The organism is Chlorogloea sp. CCALA 695, from assembly GCF_003003885.1.
Lineage (GTDB): Bacteria > Cyanobacteriota > Cyanobacteriia > Cyanobacteriales > Chroococcidiopsidaceae > Aliterella.
Genome location: NZ_PVWN01000040.1, coordinates 13,552 through 33,024, shown reverse-complemented (window position 1 = coordinate 33,024; position 19,473 = coordinate 13,552). Strand labels below are relative to the sequence as shown.

The window sequence follows — 19,473 nt, the reverse complement described above, 5'->3', positions numbered from 1 at the left end:
TTAATATAGTTCTAGTTACTCAAATCTGGGATAACTTGTGGTAATTCTATTTGTAGCCATGCACCGCCAGTATCGGGATGGTTTTTGGCTTTAATTGTACCCCCGTGAGCAAGAATAATTTGCTGGGCGATCGCCAAACCTAAGCCGCTACCATTAACTATCGATGAATTTATTGATTCAAGAGACTGCCTGGTTCGGTCTGGTTCGCAGCGATACAGGCGGTCGAAAACATGAGGCAAATCTACCGCCGGGAAACCCTTACCGCAATCAATAAAATTGATTTGCACTTGCTTGGGAGCAGTTTTAGTGGGGAGCAAATTAATGATCGCATAGATAGTCGCTTCGGCAGGACTATATTTAATACTGTTGTGGAGTAAATTTAAAAATACTTGCGTCAGTCGCGATTTATCTGCCCTAACCCAGACAGGATTAGGTTGAGAGTAGGAAAACTGGAGATGCTTGACCTGGGCAATGGGTTCGAGATTTTGCCAAACGGAAGAAATCAAACTTTGTAATTCTACAGGCTGAAGATTTAATTTTTTATGCGGTTCTAGCTCTAAATGGCTGATTTCTAGCCAATTTTGGACTAAATTAATTAAGCGATCAACTTCTGGAAGCAAGCGATCAATTAATCGCCGCTTGGGAAAGTCTATTTGCTGCTGTAAAGTCTCTACTACCAAGCGAATAGAAGTAAGGGGGGTTTTTAGTTCGTGGGCTAAATCGGAAACCAAGCGATCGCGCGCTTGAATAATATCTATTACTGGCTGCCGATTTTCTAAAAACACCCCAACTTGTGCTTGGGCTAAAGGTAAACTAGAGGCGCGCAAACTAATTTTTTGTAAATTGCTCATAGCCGCAGCATCAGCGCAATCTGGATGATGCAACCATTCTTGTTCTTGGGGTGCTTGGCGATCGCGGGTTTGCTCAATTAACTGATCCAATTCGTAGGATCTGACTAATTCTAAAAGCAACCGTACTTGCCCTGGTTCCCATTTTTGCAATCCTAGTAATTGCTTTGCTTTTTGATTGCACCACAGCAATTGATTTTCTTCATCAACTTGCAAATATCCGATGGGGGCAGCTTCTAGGATAGTTTTCCATGTCTGTAGTTGAGATTGTAGTTCTTGATAACGCTGATTTTGCAGCGCAATTTCTCTACGCAAGCGAGGAATTAACGGCAGTGAAACTTTGGAGACTTCAGTATCAAAAGTCTCAAGTAAACGTCGCAGTTTGCTTTTGAGTCGAATTTGTTGCCAAAACCAAAATCCAATTGCAACTGCCAACCCTAGGAAAAATGGAACCACAGGCACTATTAGATTCTTAGGTATCAGCTTAACAATTTTTGCTAGAGATACCAATAAGATTTAGGATACGTGCTGAATTTAAAATTTCCCTATCCAAAGCGATAACCAAACCCCCGCACCGTAACAACGTATTCAGGATGACTAGGATCTACCTCTAATTTTTCCCGCAGCCAACGAATATGCACATCTACAGTTTTGCTATCGCCAACAAAATCTCCTCCCCATACTCTATCTAGCAATTGTTCGCGCGACCATACGCGACGCGGATAGTTCAAAAATAATTCTAAAAGGCGAAACTCTTTAGGAGAAAGATTAGCTTTTTCTCCTCGTACCATTACCCGACATTCTTGAGGATAAAGAGCAATGTCTTTAAACTGTAATATAGGCAATTGCGGTAAACCACCTAAACGCTGACGGCGCAGTAAGGCGCGACAACGGGCAACAAATTCCCGCATACTAAAAGGCTTGGTAAGATAATCGTCAGCGCCAACTTCTAAGCCCAAAACGCGATCAATTTCGCTACCTTTAGCACTCAACATCAAAATTGGTACGGGGTTTCCTTGGTGGCGCAGTAGGCGGCAAATATCCATCCCATTCACTTGCGGCAGCATTATATCTAAAATTATCAAGTCAAAAGGAAAGTCACCAAAGCTAGGTTCAGTAGTTTGTAACAAAGCCAAGGCTGTACGCCCATCGGTAGCGGTGAAAGTTGTATAACCTTCGCCTTCTAAACCCAAAACGAGCATCTCTCTGATTAATTCTTCATCTTCTACTACTAAAACGCGGCTCATTTGTCCAATCTCTGCCCTAGGAGGACTTTTTGTTAGTTCGCGGGTAATCATGAATGAAAAACTATTTAGCGGTTTTGCACATTTCTATTATCCGCTCTGAGGGTACATACAACTTTATTTCTGCCTTTGTCAAGAAATCATGTCTTTATAGCTTGACAATCGCCGGAGGTTATGTATAAATCTTGATAGTACATTTGTTCTGCACGTAGAACTTTTAGGTTGGAGTATTTCCGTAATTTACCTGAAATAATAAAATTAACAAAGCTACATTAGACACATCTTAGGATGTGGCGGAGATTTTGAGTGTCCAAAACTATTACAACTTTAGAGGAGTTAAAACATGACAAAAATTGTTGCTAAAGAACAATTAAAGCAAGCATTTCAACAAATAGTTGCAGATAAGAAAAAATCGGAATTTAAAATAGCAACGAGGCAAGAAATAGCTGAAAAAGAAAAAGACCAGCAAGTTTTAGAAGTTGCTTCTACCTACACCGTAAATAGCATCATTAAAGGTTTGGCGGACTTACAATTAGAATTTGGTGGTATTATTCGCCAGCTTTCGGAAAAATTAGCCAACGAAAACTCTAAGTTAGACGAACTTAAACTAGCAATAGAGATTGAAACTCAACATTTGCAGGAATTACAAGAAATTAGAATTGCCGCAGATACCGTACATATCTTGAATCAAGAACATCAAGAGCAGTTAAATATATTAGAGCAAAACAATAGTAATCAAAAACAATTTTTAGAGAAAGCAATAATAGAGCAGCGTAAAAGCTGGCAGCAAGAGCAATCAGAATACGAAAGTATCCTTTCACAACAAAATGAATTGTTGTTAAGAGAGCGGCAAAGAGAAACTGAAGATTATCAATATCGTTTAGAACTAACTAGAAAAATTAATACTGATGCTTACGATTCTAGAAAGCGCAATTTAGAAAGAGAAGTTCAAGAAATAACGCAAATTAGACAAAAGCAATGGACGGAGCGGGAAACAATTTTAACTGAGCAACAACCATTGTTTAAAGAAAACTTAAAGAAAATAGAATCTTTCAATGTTGAATTAGAAGAAGCAATTAAGAAAGCTAGGGAAGAAGCAATCAGAGATGTACACCAAGACGCTAAGGTTAAAGCAGATTTGTTTGAGAAAGAGTGGCAATCTACAAAGCAAAATTACGAGCTAAAAGTTCAAGATTTAGAAGGCTCTATTACTAAGCAGGTAGAACAAATACACGGATTAGAAAATCAGTTGCAAGCTGCAATGAAGCAATCTCAAGACCTAGCAATGAGAGCTTTTGAAAATGCTTCAGGAAAATTTACAGCTAAAATCGAGTAGCTTTTGGTAAACCAGTCATAACCATTGAATAAAATATTAGAGGATTAGTTGTGGTAGTTAAAAAACCCAGCGCTAAAAGCACTAAGGCAGAGATTTTAGAAGCTTTTGACGAGTTAGCGAAAGAAAAAACAGAACTCAAGGCTCAAATCGATACGATAGCCCATAGTTCGCCAGTAAAAGTAATGAAAGAACAGTCTGAATTACCAGCAAAAAAAGAAGTTATGAATCAGTCTTCGTCAGTGCAACAAAAAATGAACTACACCATTGAAAGCCTAGCAAAAGTTCAAATGGGATTTGGTACGGCTGTTAGCGAACTATCCGAACAACTGACAACAAAAGCTGCTAACTTAGAAGAATTGAGAGGTGCTGTTGCAATAGAAATTAAGCAGTTAGAAGAATTGCACGAGCTAGAGATAGCGCCCGATACTTTAGATAATTTGCTTAAAGCTTATGGTAATAATGCTCAGACTTTTGTAGAAGAACTTAGTCAGAAACAAGAAACATTAGTTCAAGAGTTTATACAACAGAAAAAAGCTTGGGAGCGAGAACAGGAGGAACATAAACGCTTAGGTAAAGAACGCAACGACGAGCGTAATAAAACAACCCAAAGAGAAACCGCAGAATATAAGTATGATTTGGAATTGCAACGTAAATTAAGTAACGATGAATATGAGCAAACGCAAAACAGACTAAATAATGAGTTAGAAGAATTTAGACAAGTACAAGAGAAACAATGGACAGAAAAAGAGAAAGTAATCGCCGAACAAGAACAACAAATTGCCGAGGCGAAAAATAAGGTAGAAAGTTTTGCTAAAGAAAAAGAATTAGCCATTAAAAGAGCAACCGAAGAAGGCAAAGGAATTGCTCATTATCAAGCGAAGATAAAAACAGATTTGTATGCTAAAGATGTGGAAGGGCAAAAGCGTTTTTACGAGCAAAGACTAGAATCTTTAGCACAAACTATCCAAAATCAAGAAGCGCGGATGCAAGGATTGGCAAAACAGCTTGAATCGGCACTTAAACAAGTTCAAGACTTAGCAGTAAAAGCTATTGAAGGAGCAGCGAATATTAATTCTTATCAAGCTGTTAAAGAAATTGCTATAGAACAGGCGAAAACTCAGGTGAAAAATAAGTAGTAGGGAGATCCCCCCTAACCCCCCTTATTAAGGGGGGGAAATATGGATTAGTTACCTTTTTAACCCTCTTCTGTCAAACTGGGTCGAAAGCTTGATTTTCCGTAGGCTGAAACGACGCAAGCTCGTCGATTTTTCTCAGAGTGATGAAAGAGGGTTAAGAGAAACATAGGGATGTGACATCAATGCAGAGACTTTTAAAATATTCTCTAAAAGTGTCGTTGAAATAGGAAGCCTTGCTGCTAAAAGTAAGGTTTATTGCGATCGCACAAATCAAAATCCCAACTATTATCGAAAAATATTCTATTTATTTGGTATAATAGCAATTCATCTCCTTGTAGCTCAGTGGATAGAGCATCCGCCTTCTAAGCGGAGAGTCGTTGGTTCGAGCCCAACCAGGGAGGCTTAACAAATTTTACACCCACGCTGAGGAATCAATATCTGGCAGGACATCTTGCCAACGTCCTTGGGAAATCGCTCTAATTGCGTCTGTAAGCTCAATATCGCCAGTATATAAGGCACGACCAATAATTACCCCACTTACGCCGGAAGGTTCTAGGGCTAGTAAGCTTAAAAGGTCAGTAATAGAGCTAACGCCACCAGAAGCAATAATAGGAATAGTGATAGCGGCAGCTAGTTCGCGTAAGGCTTCTAAGTTTGGCCCTTGCATTGTACCGTCGCGGTGAATATCTGTATAAATAATGGTTGCTGCTCCTGATTCTTGCATCTGCTGGGCTAAATCAGTAGCTAAAACTTCCGAAGTTTCTAACCAGCCACGAGTTGCCACTTTGCCATTACGCGCATCTATCCCCACAACAATTTGCGCTGGAAAGGCTTGGCATAAATCGGCTACAAGTTTGGGGTTTTCTACCGCCACAGTACCTAAAATTACTCTATGTACGCCCAAATTCAATAATCGCTCGACGCTGGCAAAATCGCGCAAACCCCCGCCTACTTGAACTTGAATCGGTACAGCTTGGACAATTTGAGCGATCGCTTGATGGTTGACTAATTGCCCAGTTTTTGCGCCATCTAAGTCTACAAGATGCAGTAATGTAGCGCCTTGTTTTGCCCACTGCAAAGCCACTTCTACGGGGTTGTCGTTGAAAAGTTGCGATCGCGCATAATCTCCCTGATACAACCGCACGCAAGCACCGTTGAGTAAATCAATTGCTGGTATTACATCCATTGTTTAGTTAATTCCGCAGACTTGTTTGAGCGTAGCAACAAAAGTAGGGTAAGAAATTGAAGCCGATTCCGCACCGTGAATAGTAGTTTTGCCTTGAGTATTGAGAGCGGCGATAGCTAAACTCATAGTAATACGATGATCGCTATGACTTTCAACCTCTGTCCCAGTTAAAGGAGTACCGCCAGTAATTTCCATCCCGTCGGTTAATTCGGTAATTTTTGCCCCCATTTTATTTAACTGATTTGCCATTACTGTAATGCGATCGCTTTCTTTTACCCTTAATTCTTCCGCATCCTTAATAGTTGTCGTTCCCGATGCAAAAATGGCGGCTACCGCAAGTACCGGAATTTCATCAATTAATCGGGGAATTAAGTCACCAGAAATTGTACAACCATGTAAAGAGCTTGCTCGTACTCGGATATCGGCTACAGGTTCCCCGGCTACCACGCGCTGATTTTCGAGAGTTATATCTGCGCCCATCATTTCTAAAGCATCTAAAACCCCGGTGCGAGTCGGATTAACGCCAACATTTTCAATTACTATTTCCGAACCGGGGACAATTGAACCTGCGACTAGCCAAAAAGCCGCCGAACTAATATCTCCAGGAACAATTACTTTTTGTCCTTGTAGAGTCGCACCACCTGTAATCGTCACGCTTTTGCTATCAGGATCGGTGGTAAGTTGCGCCCCAAAAGCTTGCAACATTCGTTCGCTGTGATCTCGTGACACCGAAGGCTCAGTTATTGTTGTTTGTCCCTCGGTCATTAATCCTGCTAAAAGAATGCAAGACTTAACTTGAGCCGAAGCAATAGGGGATTGATAATGAATAGGTTTCAAACTTTGTCCTTGGACGGCTAAAGGCGCTAAAGTTCCGTTAGAGCGTCCCCAAATATGAGCGCCCATTTGCTGCAAAGGCTTCACTACACGAGACATGGGACGCGATCGCAAAGAACTATCTCCTGTAACCGTAAATAGCCGCCCTGGGTGCGATGCTAGTAGCCCTAGCATAAGTCTTAAAGTAGTACCCGAATTACCCGCATTTAAGATATCTACAGGCTCTTTAAGTTGCCCTAAACCGATGCCTTTAACGCTCACCATTTGGGTATTTAAGTCAGAAATCTCTGCACCCATCGCCCGGAAGCATTCGGCGGTACTACGAGGATCTTCGCCTAAAAGCAAACCTTGAATTTGGGTTTCACCTTGGGAAATCGCTCCTAACATTAAAGCCCGGTGAGAGATTGATTTATCGCCGGGAACTTCAATTTGACCTTGTAAAGCTATTCCCGACACGGGGGGCTGAATAATCAGATCGTCTGTAAGCTGCGTAGTAGTTTCGACCGTAATTAAGGTTGCCGACATGAGGATAACTAGCGTATGACTGAGCGGTTCTATCGTACCTTAGAAAACCTGCCCAGGAAGTTAACATTCTTTCTGTATTTGCTCCCATATCGGCAAATCTTCCGGGCGATCAACGTCGGCTAAAGGTGGTAAATAAGCAGTGGTTAGGTTAAGACTTTGGGCGGCTTCTACGGTTTGGGAAAATACTTGAGCGCTACCCCAACTAATTCCTGCAAATAACTCTGGGATAAATCTACTCAAACCAATTAAATAATAACCCCCGTCTATTGCCGAACCTAAGACTAAATCGCTACCTAAATGCAATTGTTGAAAAGCTTTTAAGATTAATGCAGGTGTTAACTCTGGGCAATCGCTACCAATAATTACTACTAATTTTGTTTGGTTTTGAAAGGCAGATATTAATGAATTTGCCATTTTTTGACCTAAATCCCCTTCTCCTTGAGCTATACACTCAATATCATTTCCTAACCAAGCTTGCATCAACTGTTTGTCGCCACCAGCAAAACGTACTTCTATAGAAACGTCATCAATACTCTGCAATAGTTGGGCTTGAGCTAAAGTATGTTCAGTCATTTGACGCTGAAGTTTTGCTGCACCTACAGCGCCTAAAGCCGGAATCATGCGAGTTTTGGTGATTCCTGGCTCTGGATAACGAGTAAAAATTATTAAGCGTTTGTTGATGATTGTGGGCGGCTGATTATAAAACAAAGTATTGATAAATTGGAAATTTTTGCTATTGTAGCTACGAGTAAACTAATAAAAAATATGATAACTTCGGTAGGTCTTGCTAAATGATAGAAGTGATGGGCAAGAAATGGAAAAAATAGTTGAAGTTTTACCAAGCTTAGAATCGCTGATTGAACGCAGTTTAGCAATTGTTCTTGAGCGCATCAATACAGCTATTGCCGAGCGAGGAATGTGCGCGATCGCTCTAGCCGGAGGAAGTACGCCCAAACCCCTCTACGAAGCGATTTCTAAGCAGCCGTTACCTTGGGATAAAATTCATGTTTTTTGGGGTGACGAACGCTATGTACCCCCAGAGCATCCAGACAGCAATCAATTGATGGCGCGTACTGCTTGGCTAAATAAAGTCCCAATTCCCGCTACCAATATCCACCCTATAAGAACAAGTGAAGTTGATCCCGCCGCCGCCGCCAGCCAGTACGAGCAAGAATTAGTAGAGTTTTTTCAACTTTCCCCCGGCGAACTACCAGTATTAGACATCATTTTGCTAGGGATTGGAGATGATGGGCATACAGCGTCATTGTTTCCCCATACCGCAGCTTTGAAAGTGAGCGATCGCGCTGTTACTGTAGGAAATAAAGATGGACAGCCGCGAATTACCTTCACGTATCCTCTAATTAATAAAGCTCGTGACGTAATATTTTTAGTTGCCGGAGCAAGCAAAAGATCGGCTTTAACACAAATTTTTGCTCCCGTAGCCGATGCTAATAATTATCCCAGCCGCTTAATTCAACCTCAAGGTAAGCTCTGGTGGCTGCTCGACGGGGCCGCAGGTCAAGAATTGCCCTCAAAGAGCGCATAATAAAATAATTATTACCACCTGATGGTAAGTTGTCAGGCTAAAACTTAAATGGGGTAGAAATATTATCTTTCTCCCCGGCAATAAGTGAAAGTTGTTCTTTTATTCATATCCCATTTATGACCGTCTGCCCTAACTGCAATCACTCCAACCCCGAAGGCGCACAATCGTGCGAAGCTTGTTATACTCCTTTACCAACTATGACAAATTGCCCCAATTGCGCGGCAGAAGTTCAGTCTGATGCGACTTTTTGCGGTCAGTGTGGTTCTAACTTAACAACGGCTAGTGTTGCCACAGAAATGGAACCAAGTATTGCTACAGATATCACTTCGCCAATGCCCGATTTGATGGCTTTAGATCCACTCGTGCAACCAGAGCCTTTAGTTACTAATAATAATCAAACTGAAGCAATGCCTGTAGCAGCAAAAGAGGTGTCAAAACCACCAATGATGTCTGTTATAGAAGAACCATTAACTCCACAGCCTATAGAGGCACAAACTGCCCCTATAGTTCCACCCGTAGAAATGGCAACATCTAAGCCAAGTTCTACAACTCAATTACAGCAACAGCACGCGCGGTTGCTGCACATTCAAACCGATACATTGATTGAATTACCGCCAAATTTATCGGTAGTCCATATGGGCAAGCAAAATGATCGCATTCCTCCAGATGTTGACGTGTCTGGCTTTCCCAATTCGGAAATTGTTTCACGGGTTCATGCCGATATTCGGGTAGAAGGAGATACTTATTACATTGAAGATGTAGGCAGCGCTAATGGTACTTATGTTAATAACCTGCCTTTGCCTCATGGTAACCGTCATCGCTTGCGCGCAGGCGATCGCATTGCGTTAGGTAAGGGGGACTTAGTAACTTTCCTATTTCAAATTTCTTAGTAATTTTTAAAATACTGGCAACGTGATTACATTAATGCTTTTGCATCCTCAAAACTCTGCTCCAATGCAAAGTTGGCAATTCAACGACAAATCTTTAATTCGGATTGGCAGAGCAAAAGAGAATGAAGTTGTCTTATACAGTTCTGTAGTTTCGCGCTTGCACGTTGAATTACGAGAAAGCAATGGAAATTGGGAAATTATTAATAAGGGTGCAAATGGTACTTATGTAGACGAGCAACGTATTTCTCAAGTACCTGTTGTAGACGGAGTAGTAATGCGAATTGCTCCTTCTGGGCCAAAGTTGCAAATTCGGTTTGGCGATGTGGCAATGATACCGTGTCCACCTAACTAATAGCGATAAATTGGAGTGGATGCTAGGCTTTGCGTAATCGCGCTTCAAAGTTTTTGATAACGCATCTAGCATTTTTGGCTAAATAAATTAAGAATTGAAAATTAAATTAACTATTTTATAAGCGTTAGCTTAGTCTAAAAGCTTGGAACTATAATTTATTAGCCACAGTCTATGTAAGTAAAATACTTGTGGTTAAATTTATGACAATCAAAAAAATATTTAATGTAGTTTCTTTAGGATTTGGATTTACCCTCATAGGATCGGCGGTATATGCCGATCAATGCGCCTACACGAGCAAGCAGCAAGCAATAGCTGCGGTGTCTCGCTTAGAAGAAGGTCAAACTATTTACCAGTTATGCGAACCTTGTGGCGATACTATTCCTGAAACCCTCAAAATAAACTCTGTTTCGGCGGGAACAGTAGGATATCAATCTTACTGGGGTGTACAAGTTAACAATAGCAATATCGATTTAGCTTATACCTATATTGATGACATTAATAACAAAAATAGAAAAGTGAATTTAGCTAACCTTGCAAGCTGCCCAGCGTCAGAGGTTAGCAGTTTTATCTTTATATCTCCGCAGCGATAACAGGGCTAAATATTCACCATTGAATAGCAGATATTAGCTTGTTTAAAGCGCTGCAAAACTTCCGCCAAGCGATCGCATTCGGCAATTAAGCTAATTCTGACATAACCTTCTCCCCCTATCCCAAAGGCATTTCCAGGGGTGAGAACTACTCCCGTTTGCTGCAATACCGAAAGCGCAAAATCTGTAGAACCTATCCCCACTGGACAAGGAATCCATAAATACATTGTTGCTTTGGTTTTGGGAATATTCCAGCCTAGTTCCCCTAATCCCGCAATTAAAAAATCGCGGCGGCGAATGTAACGGTTTTGAACTTCGTGCAAGTAAGAATCGGGTAATTGCAAAGCAGTTTCGGCGGCGGTTTGCAAAGCCGCAAAAATGCCGTAATCTAAGTTAGTTTTTAGCGTCCTTAGTCCTTGAATAATATGGCGATTGCCTACAACAAAACCTACTCGCCAACCTGCCATATTGTAGGTTTTTGATAGAGTATGAAACTCGACACTAATATCTTTTGCGCCGGGAATTTCAAGTAAGCTAGTGGGCTGATAGCCATCAAAAGCTAATTCGGCATAACACAAGTCATGAACTAAAAGAATTTCGTACTTACGAGCAAATGCTACAATCTCCTCAAAAAACTCGCGCGGTGCAGTGGCGGCGGTGGGGTTGCTGGGATAGTTGAAATAAAGAATTTTTGCTTGCTTTGCTACAGCATCAGGAATAGCGGCTAGATCGATTAACCAGTCATTTTCCGGCTTAAGAATCAAGCTGTGAACCTTACCGCCCGCAATTAAAGGGCCGCGAAAATGAGCGGGATAGGCAGGGCTGGGAACTAAAACTAAGTCACCCGGATTGATATAAGCGATCGCCAAATGGGTTAATCCTTCCTTAGAACCTATTAAAGGCAAGGCTTCGCTATCAGGATCGAGTTTGACATCATAGCGGCGATGATACCAATTAGTAATAGCGCGACGAAAATTAGCCGTACCTTCAAAAGGAGGGTAGCCATGATTTGCCGGATTTTGCATGGCAGAAATCGCAGCGTCTACAATTGGCTGAGGTGTAGCGCCGTCGGGGTTGCCCATCCCCAAGTCAATTAAATCTAACCCTTGTTCTCTAGCTTTGGCTTTTAGTTCGTCTAAACGCGCAAATACATAGGGCGGTAACGATTGAATGCGATCGGCGGGACTAATCCAACTTAAACTCATTTTTTGACCTCCTCATTGATGCAGATAGGGTTGAGGGAGTCTTTATTGTTAGTCGGTGCAGTTGTCGAAACCATTGCCGCTAGGAGTTGTTCTACAGCGACTTTAAAAGGCAAGCGATGAATGTCAGATTTTGGTAATAAAGCTAATTCTGCCGCTTGTTCTAACTCTTTTAAACTAATATTTTCTAGTCCTAAATCGCTTAGTTTTTGGGGCAATCCAATTTCTGTATAAAACTTTAATAGCTGTTGCCTTGAAGTCGCGGCTAATTGATTTCCTTGTACCATTTCTTCTAAACGCAACTGTACCAAAATCCCAAAAGCAACTTTTTCGCCGTGAATGCTGCTATGTACTGGTAAATGAGTTAAACCATTATGAACGGCATGGGCGGCTACTGTCCGACATTCTGCGCCTCCTAGCCCACCAATTACCCCCGCTAATAACACTGTTGCGTCTACCACCTCCTTCCATACAGCGCTCCCAGGAGATTGCAAAGCGGCGGCGGATTTTTGAAATAAGATATCTCTCAATACTCTCGCTTGCTGTACAGCAGCAACAATCAAAGTTTGTTCAGAGTTGCCGCTACTAACTGAAGCTTCGTACCATTTAGCGATCGCATCTCCAATTCCTGCTACTAATGTATAAGAAGGAGCAGTAGCAATTAAATCGTAATCAAGCAATAGTAAATCAGGACAATTTTCGAGGCTGACATCGTACAAAAATGCCCCTTCCTCGGAATAAACATTAGATAGTGCTGTCCACGCCGCACAAGTAGCCGCACTGGTAGGAATTGTCACTACGGGCAAATGACACTGATAAGCTAATAGCTTTGCCGCATCCAAAGCCTTACCACCACCGACACCAATAATTAAATCTGCTTGATGGGCTTTCACGGCTGCGCGCATCGTAGCTAAACCCGCCTCACTACAATCAGATCCGTAGTTTGCGGTACTTGCGTCAAGTTTTTGGGCTGCTAAAACACTCTGCAAGCGGGGTAATGTGGCTTTTAAAGTGCGATCGCCTCCGACAATCAGGGGACGATTACCTAAAAATGCGATCGCGTTTCCAGCTTGTTCTAGAATGCGATCGCCGCGTAATACTTTAGCTGGGGCGACACTAAGAGTAAAAATTGCAGAGTTTAAGGCTTGGTTCATCGACTTTTACCGGACATCAGGTTTAGGTAATTGAGCAAATTTATCAGGGAAAATCTCAATCTGCATTTGGGAGTCTTCTTTATTTACAAGGCTGCGCTTGACTTGCCCAATATATAGGGGCTTTGACATTCCTTTTTGAGGATGAATAATAGTTCTAGCCCGGATAATTAGTTTATCCTCCTCTCGCCCCAATCGACCATAAGAATACAAGTTTCCGGCAGCTTGACGCAAGGTTGCTTCTAGCTCAGTTTCGGTAATAGTGGGCGCTACAGAAATTACAGCTTGATTTGAGCCAGCGTCGTAAACTCTAGCAAACTTTACTGCTCCCGGTACTACTGTTCGCATAATAGGGACTAAGCTTAAAGCAAATAAGCCCCCCGTAAGTACACCAAAAAAACCTGTAACGCCGACTAGCTGAAACCTAGCCGCCCATTGAAATCTAAAACCTAATACTGCTAAAAAAGCACAGAATAAAGTTGTAATACCTACCCATTGGGCAATGGTGAGAAAAGTAGCTGTACTTAGCATTGACTTAATTTACTCTTGTTCGTTGCTGATAGCTTGGGATTGATCGTTTTCCAAAGCAGCTTTGATTGTATGCCAAGAGAGGTTAGCACACTTAATTCTGACCGGAAATTGAGCTACGCCTTGCATAACATTTAGTTTCCTTAATTCTTTGGGAAACTCATCTTCACCTTTCATCATGCCTTGAAAGCGTTTCACCATTGCCAAAGCTTCGTCTACTTGCTTTCCGCGTAAAGCATCCGCCATTAAGTCTGCTGAAGCCATAGCGATCGCACAGCCTTCACCAACAAACTTTACGTCTTCAATGCGATCGCCCGTTTCGTTTAGCTGTACGGTTAGTTCAATCGTATCGCCACAAGAAGGGTTGTGTCCGCGTTGCTGGCGGTGTACAGGACTTGTTTGCCCTTTATGACGCGGTTTTTTGTAGTGTTCTAAAATTACCTGCTGATATAAATCGCGGACATTGCTTAAAGCCATATTTGCATAATCAAGACATTATTCTTCTATCCTATCAGTCCCCTAAATTCGTAACAGGCAATTTATTTGTTGTTGTTCTGGTATAAAAAAGTTTTTTACTCTTGTATTTGTAAACAGGCGATCGCATTTACTACTGATGCTAGATTACATTTAATAAACCAAGTAAAGGCAAGGAGCTATTTATTTTTCCAAGTGTTGAACAGTGTGTAAGTTGCGTTCAAGTGTGTCTCGATCTAACGGGATTCTATCTTCCCATCTACTTAGTGAGGCTGGATGAACGGGATAGCAGGTTAGTTATACTAGCAGGTGAAGCAATAGAGATTACAATTGAGCCAAACGGGGAATGGAGGTTTTTAGAATGAAGCCTGACTTTGCAACTATGATTACCTCTGATTTGCGTATCTATGTTTTGAAAAATCGGCACGATCAAGAAGCTTTTTACACTTTGATGGATAGATTAAATACTAATCTGTCTTCCATAAGCTATCCCTGTCCGAATACTCCAGAGAATTTGGAAGTTACGAAAAGGGCGATTCGAGAAAAACTAGGCTTGTAGCGATCGCACAGCCTTCACTAACAATTTTTTTCACCTACTTTTATCCTGTCAGTCCCTTAATCTTATGACTGGTAGGAGATTTAATAAATCAAAGAATACAGACCATACAGAGTATAATAAAGTACATTGCCTCTGAACAAACTACTGGTCAAGCTTGTTAGCGTCTTTGAAGTATATGCTGAAAAAAGTAGGTGAAAGTTGGCAGTTTGCAAGTGAAAATAATCTAGAAAACTTTGTTTGGACTCAGTTAGATAGTTTGTTTGAGCTATTGCCTTTAAAACGACAATACGCAGCATCCGGTGATGTCTGCGACATTTTAGCACTAGATAAAAACAATAGATTGGTAATAATAGAATTAAAAAATGTTGAAGATCGATACATAATTCAACAACTCACTCGTTATTACCATAGCGTGTTAGAGGAAAAACCTTTTCAGCAGCAGATCAATTATGAACTTCCAGTACGACTTGTTGCAGTTGCTCCTAGTTTTCATCGTCATAGTTGGATAGATCGAAAGTATCATAAACTAAATTTTGAGTTTATGTCTTTTGTAACTATGCAGCAAGAAAGTAAAGTTTACTTGCATTTAACAGACTTAAATACAAAGAAAGTATCACAAGTAAAAATTGTAGATATTTCACTACTTAAAAAAGTCAATATTTCGCAATCTAACAATACTATAGTAAGGACGGAAAGTGGTGATATTGCTTTTACTACGTCTTTAAATGATATATTGTTGTACTACGTTTTTGTCAAAAATGCTTACAAATTAGGGCTTCCTGAATTAGAACCATCTGAGATTGAAAGACTAAATAATCAAGGATATCCTACGAAGGTAAGTAAGCTTTTCAAGATTAGTGTAAAAGAACAGAGAGCGAAAAGTGGCTATAGAGAAGTATCAATACGAGTTCCTTCGAGTATCGGAGTTGGGGTTTTTGTGACTTGGGTGCAACATAATGTACCAACTGCAACTGAAGTCATTAGTCCGAGTGGTAGTCATTACATGGGATTTTTCCATAAGCCCTCAAAAAGTAGTGATGTTTGAATATTTTTTTGCATATTATTTATTACTTTTTGTCTGACAACTTTGGAATTTACAAATTACCTTCAAAACATGGAGTAACTGTTGAGATTCAACTTTGAGATACTGTTATTGCCAATGGGTTTGATTAACGATTACACATAAAAACAAGTTTTGAATTAGGCGTGGTTAAGTTTAACTGAGATGCGCGAAAGAAAATGCGATCGCAACCTGCAATATTCATCACTGGTTATTCAAAATAATTTTTTTAAGCGGGTAACGCGATTCGAACGCGCGACTTTCACCTTGGCAAGGTGACGCTCTACCACTGAGCTATACCCGCACTTTTAACGTGCAAAACTCACTATCTCAAATTTCTCAGAGTTTGTCAAGCTTTTTGCCCAAACTATTCCGCCGCCAATTCACTTAGCTGCGCTGAGGCACTTTTTAAGGACGATGGCAATTGATTATAATCGCTGTTGGAGCGCATACTACGCATTAAACTTGCCATTTCTAGCGCATTCATGGCATAATCCCAGCCTTTATTGCTTTTAATGCCTGCTCTTTCCATCGCTTGCTGCATGGTATCAGTGGTCAAAATCCCAAAAATTACCGGGACTCCCGTTTGAAACCCAATGGCGGCAATACCTTTAGCCACTTCTCCAGCTACATAGTCAAAATGGGGAGTTTGACCTTTAATGACCGCACCCAAACAAATAATCGCATCATAGCGCTGAGTCAAAGCTACTTGATGGGCGACTAAGGGAACTTCAAAGCTACCGGGAACCCAAAAATAATCTACTTGAGTACCGTGAGGATTGGGGTCTACACCGTGACGTTTTAAACAGTCTTGACAGCCTTCTAAGAGCTTAGTTGTAATTAAGTCATTAAATCGCCCAATTACTATTGCTAGTCGTAACGGTTCGGTTTGGGTAAAAGTCCCCTCAAAAACTGCCATCAATCTCTCTCACATAAATAATACGAACATTAGCTATTAGCTTTAGGAGCAATTGCCGACTCAGACACGAGCTAATAGCTACAGGCTAACTTAAGCTACTAAAAAGTTTAAAGCACCTACCAAAAATACTAGCCCAATCCAAGCAAAAGAGCCTAGCCAGAGCAATTTTTTAGATTCGTTCCAGCTTTGGGGAGTTGCATAGGCAACCGGAACACCAACAACCATTGCAAAGGATAAGCCAACCAAAGCCAATAAAGCAATTTGAAATAGGATTGTAAACATTGATATTTCTCCTAGAGGGGCAAAAAAATTGAGTATAAAGCAAGCTATGTTACTAGCATTTCCTATAGTTACGCTATCAGAAATTGCACCAATATAGAAGGTAAGAGTAGAGAAAGAATTGTTGCCAGCATGGATCTAATTTTGTGCCATACCACCGCCGATTTTGATACGTTGGGAGCAGCAGTAGGTTTGACGCGCTTATTGCCAGGTAGCCGAATTGTCATCCCTGGTGGCTGTCATCAGGTGGTACGGGATTTTTTGGCACTACATAAAGATGAGTATGCCATCATCGAGCGCCGCGCCGTCAATCCAGCACAAATAAAACGGTTAGCAGTGGTAGATACGCAAAAGCGCGATCGCCTGGGAGTTGCTGCCGACTGGTTAGATTTACCGCAATTAGAGTCTATAGTCGTTTACGACCATCATGACGACGTACAGCTAGATATTCCCGCCACAGAAACAAAAATAGCTGATGTTGGTGCAACTACAACATTAATTGTCGAACAATTGCAAGCTGCGAATATTGACCTCACTGTTGCTGAAGCTACAGTTATGGCTTTAGGTATTCATGTCGATACGGGTTCTTTGACCTTTGCCCAATCTACGGCGCGAGATGCTCAAGCTTTAGCATGGTTAATGCAGCAAAAAGCCTCTTTAGCGATGGTTAGTGATTACTTAGAGCCGGGTTTATCCAAACAATTACAGTCACTATTGCCGATCGCACTTAACAGCCTAGAAACCATTAAAATCGACGGCTACAGCGTTGGTTGGTTAATGCTCAAAACTGATGACCACATACCAGGATTATCGGGGTTCATTTCCCAAATAATGCAGCTAACCGAAACCGATGCAATGCTTTTAGGGGCAAGCTATGAAGATAAGCTAACAATAATCGGGCGATCGCACATTCCCCAAACAAACTTAAATACTTTGTTTCAACCAATGGGCGGGGGCGGTCATTCTCAAGCAGCGTCTTTGTCCCTGCGAGGAGTAAACCCAGAAGAAACTTTAAAGCAACTGATAGACACTTTTACTAACCAAATTCCCCAGCCACCTACAGCGAGAGAATTAATGTCATCTCCTGTTCGGACTATATTGCCTGAAACTACCATCGCTGAGGCGCAAAGGATTCTTTTGCGCTACGGTCATTCGGGCTTGTCGGTAGTTGATGCGGTGGGGAAATTAGTCGGGATTGTCTCACGGCGAGATATTGATATTGCTTTGCATCATGGCTTTAGTCACGCCCCAGTTAAGGGTTACATGACTACAAGCGTAAAAACTATTAGTCCTACCACCACGTTACCGGAAATCCAAGACTTGATGGTGACTTACGATATTGGACGCTTACCTGTTTTAAAATCTGGGCAATTGGTAGGTATAGTTACGCGCACCGATATTTTGCGGGAAATGCACCAAGAAAAAGCCCGAAAAATCCAAAATGCTGATAATTCCCTCGTTGTTAATTACTCACTGCTTAGTTTACTCAATAGTCGTCTAAATCCGGCTTTACAAACTCTACTGACAAAGGCTTCTACAGCAGCAGAACAACGCGGCTGGCATTTGTATCTAGTTGGTGGCGCTGTCCGAGACTTATTATTAGCTCAAGAGGAAGCTGAGATTCTGATTCAAGATATAGATTTAGTAGTTGATGGCTTTCACAACGCAACCGATGTAGGCGCAGGGGTTGAACTTGCTCAAGCTTTACAAACATCGTACCCCCAAGCCCGATTAGAAATTCATGGCGCTTTTCAAACTGCGGCTTTGTTGTGGCATAACGACCCAATTTTAGATTCTTTATGGGTAGATATTGCTACCGCTCGTACTGAATTTTATCCTTATCCGGCAGCAAATCCTGAAGTTGAAGCAAGTTCTATTCGCCAAGACTTGTATCGGCGCGACTTTACAATTAATGCTCTGGCGATGCGGCTAACTAATCCTCGTAAAGGAGAATTATTAGACTTTTTTGGCGGAATGCGGGATCTGCAAGCTAGGCAAATTCGAGTTTTACACGCCAATAGCTTTATTGAAGATCCGACAAGAATTTATCGCGCTGTCCGTTTTGCCGTGCGCTTGGGGTTTGAAATTGAACAGCGCAGTATTGAGTATATTCGTTACGCCATTTCTAGCGGCGTTTATAACCAAGCAGATAATAAAACTCGTCCTGCTTTGCAAACTCGTCTCCGCAGCGAATTAAAATATCTCCTCCAATCGCCCTATTGGCAGGCTGGGTTACGCTTACTGAGTGATTTAGATGCTACAAAGTGCATTCACCCAGATTTGAGCGTAAACCGCTCTTTATGGCAGCAATTGCGGCTTTTAGAACTATTAAAAGGCGATCGCATTGCTAATTGGTTACTACGATTAGAAGTATTAATTGCTCACTTACCACCCCAAGAACGCGGTTTAGTTGCCAAAAACTTGCAATTGCCCGATGACAGCATTAAAAGATTAGTAAATCTAGAGGCGGCGGAAGCAAAAGTTAGAGAATTACTACCTACATCGCCCAAAAGTCAAGTATTCCAACTATTGCAACCCTACGATGATGCTACTTTAATATTGCTAGTGGTGCGATCGCCCAAAATTATCCGCCGTCAAATATGGCTGTATCTTAATTGCTGGGCAAATATTCAAGCGCCCCTTAATGGCGATGACTTGAAAAAACTAGGATATAAACCAAGTCCGCAGTTTCGGCAAATGTTGACAGAATTACTAACGGCGACCTTAGACGGAATAATATACGATCGCCCCAGCGCCGAAAAGTTTTTGTCTATTCGCTATCCATTGTAAAGTAAAGTAAAGAAGTTTATATTTTAT

21 protein-coding genes and 2 tRNA genes are annotated in these 19,473 nt (G+C 41.4%); 11 read left to right on the top strand and 12 right to left on the bottom strand.

Features of this window, described 5'->3' with window-relative positions; translation table 11 throughout:
• Positions 1 to 11: 11 nt before the first annotated feature.
• Positions 12 to 1,310: a cell wall metabolism sensor histidine kinase WalK gene (locus C7B70_RS17535; RefSeq protein WP_106370298.1), complete on the bottom strand. Its 1,299-nt coding sequence runs from the start codon at positions 1,308 to 1,310 to the stop codon at positions 12 to 14.
• Positions 1,311 to 1,393: 83 nt separating this feature from the next.
• On the bottom strand, positions 1,394 to 2,146 hold the full coding sequence (locus C7B70_RS17530; RefSeq protein WP_106370297.1) for a winged helix-turn-helix domain-containing protein: 753 nt from the start codon (positions 2,144 to 2,146) through the stop codon (positions 1,394 to 1,396).
• A 2-nt stretch (positions 2,147 to 2,148) separates the two neighbouring features.
• On the opposite strand from C7B70_RS17530, the gene C7B70_RS28420 reads away from it, so the two are divergent.
• The 4 genes from C7B70_RS28420 to C7B70_RS17515 all read left to right on the top strand — a co-directional run bounded on the left by C7B70_RS28420 (position 2,149) and on the right by C7B70_RS17515 (position 4,965).
• Positions 2,149 to 2,274, top strand: a complete 126-nt coding sequence (locus tag C7B70_RS28420) for a hypothetical protein (RefSeq protein ID WP_255409349.1) — start codon at positions 2,149 to 2,151, stop codon at positions 2,272 to 2,274.
• A gap of 161 nt (positions 2,275 to 2,435) precedes the next feature.
• Positions 2,436 to 3,428 carry a hypothetical protein gene (locus C7B70_RS17525; RefSeq protein ID WP_106370296.1) on the top strand — a complete coding sequence of 331 codons (993 nt, stop codon included), beginning with the start codon at positions 2,436 to 2,438 and terminating at the stop codon, positions 3,426 to 3,428.
• A gap of 50 nt (positions 3,429 to 3,478) precedes the next feature.
• Positions 3,479 to 4,564: a hypothetical protein gene (locus C7B70_RS17520; protein WP_106370295.1), complete on the top strand. Its 1,086-nt coding sequence runs from the start codon at positions 3,479 to 3,481 to the stop codon at positions 4,562 to 4,564.
• A 328-nt stretch (positions 4,565 to 4,892) separates the two neighbouring features.
• A tRNA-Arg gene (locus tag C7B70_RS17515) sits at positions 4,893 to 4,965 on the top strand.
• A gap of 11 nt (positions 4,966 to 4,976) precedes the next feature.
• Here the strand turns inward: C7B70_RS17515 and hisA are convergent.
• From hisA to C7B70_RS17500, 3 genes are read right to left on the bottom strand one after another with little or no spacing between them, the layout of a single operon-like run.
• Positions 4,977 to 5,750, bottom strand: coding sequence for a 1-(5-phosphoribosyl)-5-[(5-phosphoribosylamino)methylideneamino]imidazole-4-carboxamide isomerase (gene hisA / locus C7B70_RS17510; protein WP_106370294.1), 774 nt, complete (start codon positions 5,748 to 5,750; stop codon positions 4,977 to 4,979).
• 3 nt (positions 5,751 to 5,753) lie between these two features.
• Positions 5,754 to 7,109, bottom strand: coding sequence for a 3-phosphoshikimate 1-carboxyvinyltransferase (aroA, locus tag C7B70_RS17505; RefSeq protein WP_106370293.1), 1,356 nt, complete (start codon positions 7,107 to 7,109; stop codon positions 5,754 to 5,756).
• A 60-nt stretch (positions 7,110 to 7,169) separates the two neighbouring features.
• A complete protein-coding gene (locus tag C7B70_RS17500) occupies positions 7,170 to 7,817 on the bottom strand; it encodes a TIGR04282 family arsenosugar biosynthesis glycosyltransferase (RefSeq protein WP_233220978.1) in 648 nt (215 codons plus the stop codon).
• 106 nt (positions 7,818 to 7,923) lie between these two features.
• Here C7B70_RS17500 and pgl point away from each other — a divergent pair, with 106 nt between their 5' ends.
• The 4 genes from pgl (at position 7,924) to C7B70_RS17480 (ending at position 10,487) form a co-directional block, all read left to right on the top strand.
• Positions 7,924 to 8,655 (top strand): 6-phosphogluconolactonase, encoded by a 732-nt coding sequence (gene pgl, locus C7B70_RS17495; RefSeq protein ID WP_106370292.1) that lies wholly within the window; start codon positions 7,924 to 7,926, stop codon positions 8,653 to 8,655.
• Positions 8,656 to 8,771: 116 nt separating this feature from the next.
• Complete coding sequence (locus C7B70_RS17490; protein ID WP_106370291.1) at positions 8,772 to 9,545, top strand: FHA domain-containing protein; 774 nt, start codon at positions 8,772 to 8,774, stop codon at positions 9,543 to 9,545.
• Positions 9,546 to 9,609: 64 nt separating this feature from the next.
• On the top strand, positions 9,610 to 9,897 hold the full coding sequence (locus C7B70_RS17485; protein ID WP_233220977.1) for an FHA domain-containing protein: 288 nt from the start codon (positions 9,610 to 9,612) through the stop codon (positions 9,895 to 9,897).
• A 200-nt stretch (positions 9,898 to 10,097) separates the two neighbouring features.
• Positions 10,098 to 10,487 (top strand): hypothetical protein, encoded by a 390-nt coding sequence (locus C7B70_RS17480; protein ID WP_106370289.1) that lies wholly within the window; start codon positions 10,098 to 10,100, stop codon positions 10,485 to 10,487.
• A gap of 5 nt (positions 10,488 to 10,492) precedes the next feature.
• On the opposite strand, the gene C7B70_RS17475 is transcribed toward C7B70_RS17480, so the two are convergent.
• From C7B70_RS17475 to sufU, 4 genes are read right to left on the bottom strand one after another with little or no spacing between them, the layout of a single operon-like run.
• Entirely contained in the window at positions 10,493 to 11,689 is a 1,197-nt protein-coding gene (locus C7B70_RS17475) for an aspartate aminotransferase (RefSeq protein WP_106370288.1), read from the bottom strand.
• On the bottom strand, positions 11,686 to 12,840 hold the full coding sequence (locus C7B70_RS17470; protein WP_106370287.1) for an iron-containing alcohol dehydrogenase family protein: 1,155 nt from the start codon (positions 12,838 to 12,840) through the stop codon (positions 11,686 to 11,688). Before C7B70_RS17470 ends, C7B70_RS17475 begins: the two co-directional genes overlap by 4 nt.
• A 6-nt stretch (positions 12,841 to 12,846) precedes the next feature.
• A complete protein-coding gene (locus C7B70_RS17465; protein ID WP_106370286.1) occupies positions 12,847 to 13,368 on the bottom strand; it encodes a Ycf51 family protein in 522 nt (173 codons plus the stop codon).
• A 9-nt stretch (positions 13,369 to 13,377) separates the two neighbouring features.
• Positions 13,378 to 13,842 carry a Fe-S cluster assembly sulfur transfer protein SufU gene (gene sufU / locus C7B70_RS17460; protein ID WP_106370285.1) on the bottom strand — a complete coding sequence of 155 codons (465 nt, stop codon included), beginning with the start codon at positions 13,840 to 13,842 and terminating at the stop codon, positions 13,378 to 13,380.
• A 358-nt stretch (positions 13,843 to 14,200) separates the two neighbouring features.
• Between sufU and C7B70_RS17455 the strand changes: the two genes are divergently transcribed.
• Both C7B70_RS17455 and C7B70_RS17450 read left to right on the top strand, forming a co-directional pair.
• Complete coding sequence (locus C7B70_RS17455; protein ID WP_106370284.1) at positions 14,201 to 14,398, top strand: hypothetical protein; 198 nt, start codon at positions 14,201 to 14,203, stop codon at positions 14,396 to 14,398.
• 175 nt (positions 14,399 to 14,573) lie between these two features.
• Complete coding sequence (locus tag C7B70_RS17450) at positions 14,574 to 15,443, top strand: endonuclease NucS domain-containing protein (protein WP_106370283.1); 870 nt, start codon at positions 14,574 to 14,576, stop codon at positions 15,441 to 15,443.
• 247 nt (positions 15,444 to 15,690) lie between these two features.
• Here the strand turns inward: C7B70_RS17450 and C7B70_RS17445 are convergent.
• From C7B70_RS17445 to psbZ, 3 genes are all read right to left on the bottom strand, one after another.
• Positions 15,691 to 15,762: transfer RNA gene (locus C7B70_RS17445), tRNA-Gly, on the bottom strand.
• Positions 15,763 to 15,825: 63 nt separating this feature from the next.
• Positions 15,826 to 16,377 (bottom strand): 6,7-dimethyl-8-ribityllumazine synthase, encoded by a 552-nt coding sequence (ribH, locus tag C7B70_RS17440; protein WP_106370282.1) that lies wholly within the window; start codon positions 16,375 to 16,377, stop codon positions 15,826 to 15,828.
• A gap of 90 nt (positions 16,378 to 16,467) precedes the next feature.
• Positions 16,468 to 16,659 (bottom strand): photosystem II reaction center protein PsbZ, encoded by a 192-nt coding sequence (gene psbZ / locus C7B70_RS17435; protein ID WP_106370281.1) that lies wholly within the window; start codon positions 16,657 to 16,659, stop codon positions 16,468 to 16,470.
• Positions 16,660 to 16,788: 129 nt separating this feature from the next.
• On the opposite strand from psbZ, the gene C7B70_RS17430 reads away from it, so the two are divergent.
• Entirely contained in the window at positions 16,789 to 19,446 is a 2,658-nt protein-coding gene (locus tag C7B70_RS17430) for a CBS domain-containing protein (protein WP_106370280.1), read from the top strand.
• Positions 19,447 to 19,473 lie beyond the last annotated feature (27 nt).

Bases quoted from the DNA above. Each gene is read 5' to 3' on its own strand.
- C7B70_RS17530 (WP_106370297.1), bottom strand. From the start codon at position 2,146: ATGATTACCCGCGAACTAACAAAAAGTCCTCCTAGGGCAGAGATTGGA.
- C7B70_RS28420 (WP_255409349.1), top strand. From the start codon at position 2,149: ATGAAAAACTATTTAGCGGTTTTGCACATTTCTATTATCCGCTCTGAG.
- C7B70_RS17525 (WP_106370296.1), top strand. From the start codon at position 2,436: ATGACAAAAATTGTTGCTAAAGAACAATTAAAGCAAGCATTTCAACAA.
- hisA (WP_106370294.1), bottom strand. From the start codon at position 5,750: ATGGATGTAATACCAGCAATTGATTTACTCAACGGTGCTTGCGTGCGG.
- aroA (WP_106370293.1), bottom strand. From the start codon at position 7,109: ATGTCGGCAACCTTAATTACGGTCGAAACTACTACGCAGCTTACAGAC.
- pgl (WP_106370292.1), top strand. From the start codon at position 7,924: ATGGAAAAAATAGTTGAAGTTTTACCAAGCTTAGAATCGCTGATTGAA.
- C7B70_RS17490 (WP_106370291.1), top strand. From the start codon at position 8,772: ATGACCGTCTGCCCTAACTGCAATCACTCCAACCCCGAAGGCGCACAA.
- C7B70_RS17485 (WP_233220977.1), top strand. From the start codon at position 9,610: ATGCAAAGTTGGCAATTCAACGACAAATCTTTAATTCGGATTGGCAGA.
- C7B70_RS17480 (WP_106370289.1), top strand. From the start codon at position 10,098: ATGACAATCAAAAAAATATTTAATGTAGTTTCTTTAGGATTTGGATTT.
- C7B70_RS17475 (WP_106370288.1), bottom strand. From the start codon at position 11,689: ATGAGTTTAAGTTGGATTAGTCCCGCCGATCGCATTCAATCGTTACCG.
- C7B70_RS17470 (WP_106370287.1), bottom strand. From the start codon at position 12,840: ATGAACCAAGCCTTAAACTCTGCAATTTTTACTCTTAGTGTCGCCCCA.
- C7B70_RS17465 (WP_106370286.1), bottom strand. From the start codon at position 13,368: ATGCTAAGTACAGCTACTTTTCTCACCATTGCCCAATGGGTAGGTATT.
- sufU (WP_106370285.1), bottom strand. From the start codon at position 13,842: ATGGCTTTAAGCAATGTCCGCGATTTATATCAGCAGGTAATTTTAGAA.
- C7B70_RS17455 (WP_106370284.1), top strand. From the start codon at position 14,201: ATGAAGCCTGACTTTGCAACTATGATTACCTCTGATTTGCGTATCTAT.
- C7B70_RS17450 (WP_106370283.1), top strand. From the start codon at position 14,574: ATGCTGAAAAAAGTAGGTGAAAGTTGGCAGTTTGCAAGTGAAAATAAT.
- ribH (WP_106370282.1), bottom strand. From the start codon at position 16,377: ATGGCAGTTTTTGAGGGGACTTTTACCCAAACCGAACCGTTACGACTA.
- psbZ (WP_106370281.1), bottom strand. From the start codon at position 16,659: ATGTTTACAATCCTATTTCAAATTGCTTTATTGGCTTTGGTTGGCTTA.
- C7B70_RS17430 (WP_106370280.1), top strand. From the start codon at position 16,789: ATGGATCTAATTTTGTGCCATACCACCGCCGATTTTGATACGTTGGGA.